This window comes from Streptomyces hainanensis (assembly GCF_004348415.1).
Taxonomy (GTDB): Bacteria; Actinomycetota; Actinomycetes; order Streptomycetales; family Streptomycetaceae; genus Streptomyces; species Streptomyces hainanensis.
Genome location: NZ_SMKI01000845.1, coordinates 1 through 1159 on the forward strand (window position 1 = coordinate 1; position 1159 = coordinate 1159).

Here is a 1159-nt window from a genome sequence, read left to right on the forward strand (position 1 = left end):
TACTGCGCGCTGGCCGCCGTCACCCCCTGGAAGGCCCTGCTCTCCGGCGCGATGATCGGCCTCAGCGCGCCCGCCGGCTGGTTCGCCCTCACCCCGCGCGCCGACTGGCCGCTGCTCGCGCTGCTCTTCCTCTGGCTCGCCGCCTGGGAGATCGGTGGCCGCAACATCCCCAACGACCTGGCCGACCGCGAGGAGGACGCCAGGCTCGGGCTGCGCACGGTCCCCGTGGTGTACGGGGAACGCGCCAGTGTGGCGCTGGTCGAGGGCTGCCTGCTCCTCACCGTGCTGGCCGGCGCCGCCCTGATGGTCGCCGCCCGGGCCACCGTAGGCCCCGTCGGCCTCGTCGGCGCCCTGCTGGCCGGCGCGCTCTGCCTGCTGCGGCCCGCCGTCCGGCTGCGGCGCCACCCGGGCCAGGACACCGCGCTCGCCCTGTTCGCCGGCGCCAGCGTCTACCCGGCCGCCGTGCTGGCCGCGTTCCTCCTCGGCGACCTCACCCGCCCCGTGTTCGGGGCCTGAGCCGGTGCGGAGCGCCCCGATGCCGCGCGGCGGCCCGCACGCCTCCCGTCTCGACCGGTGGTTCGAGACCGACGCCGTCGAGTACCTGGACCGGCCCGACCTCGGCCACCTCCACGCGGGCATCCTGCGCGCCGTCGACCGCCAGTACCGGCTGATCGGCGCCTACCGGACCTTCGCCGACCTGGTGCGCCGCGCCGCACCGGGACCTCGCCCGCGCATCCTCGAACTCGGCGCCGGCAGCGGCCGGTTGGCCGCCGAACTGCTCCGCGGGATCCCCACCGCCCGGCTCACCGTCAGCGACGTCGACCCCGGCACCGTGACCCGACTGCGCGCCGGCCCGCTCGGCCACCACCCCAGGGCGCGCGTCCGACGGCTCGACGCCACCGCCGTCGACGCCCCCGACCGCTCCCACGACCTCGCGGTGCTGGTCGCGGCGCTGCACCACCTCGACCCCGGCCAGGTGGCCGACGTGCTGCGCGAGGGCACGCGGGTGGCCGGCCGGCTGCTGATCGTCGACGGCTGGCGCCACCCCGCCCTGCTCGGCCTGGTGCCCGTCGCGCTCCTCGTCGGCGGCTGGCCCAACGCCCACGACTTCACGGTCAGCCTCCGGCGGATGTACGCGCCGGCGGCCCTGCGCGCCATC

At 77.5% G+C, this 1159-nt stretch carries 2 protein-coding genes; both read left to right on the top strand.

Annotation, left to right across the window (positions count from 1 at the left end; all coding sequences use genetic code 11):
- On the top strand, positions 1–516 hold a 516-nt coding region (locus E1283_RS36375), incomplete at its 5' end, for a UbiA family prenyltransferase (protein ID WP_165956381.1).
- Between the two features lie 19 nt (positions 517–535).
- Positions 536–1159: class I SAM-dependent methyltransferase (locus E1283_RS36380; RefSeq protein WP_132822416.1), on the top strand; the 624-nt coding region annotated here is incomplete at its 3' end.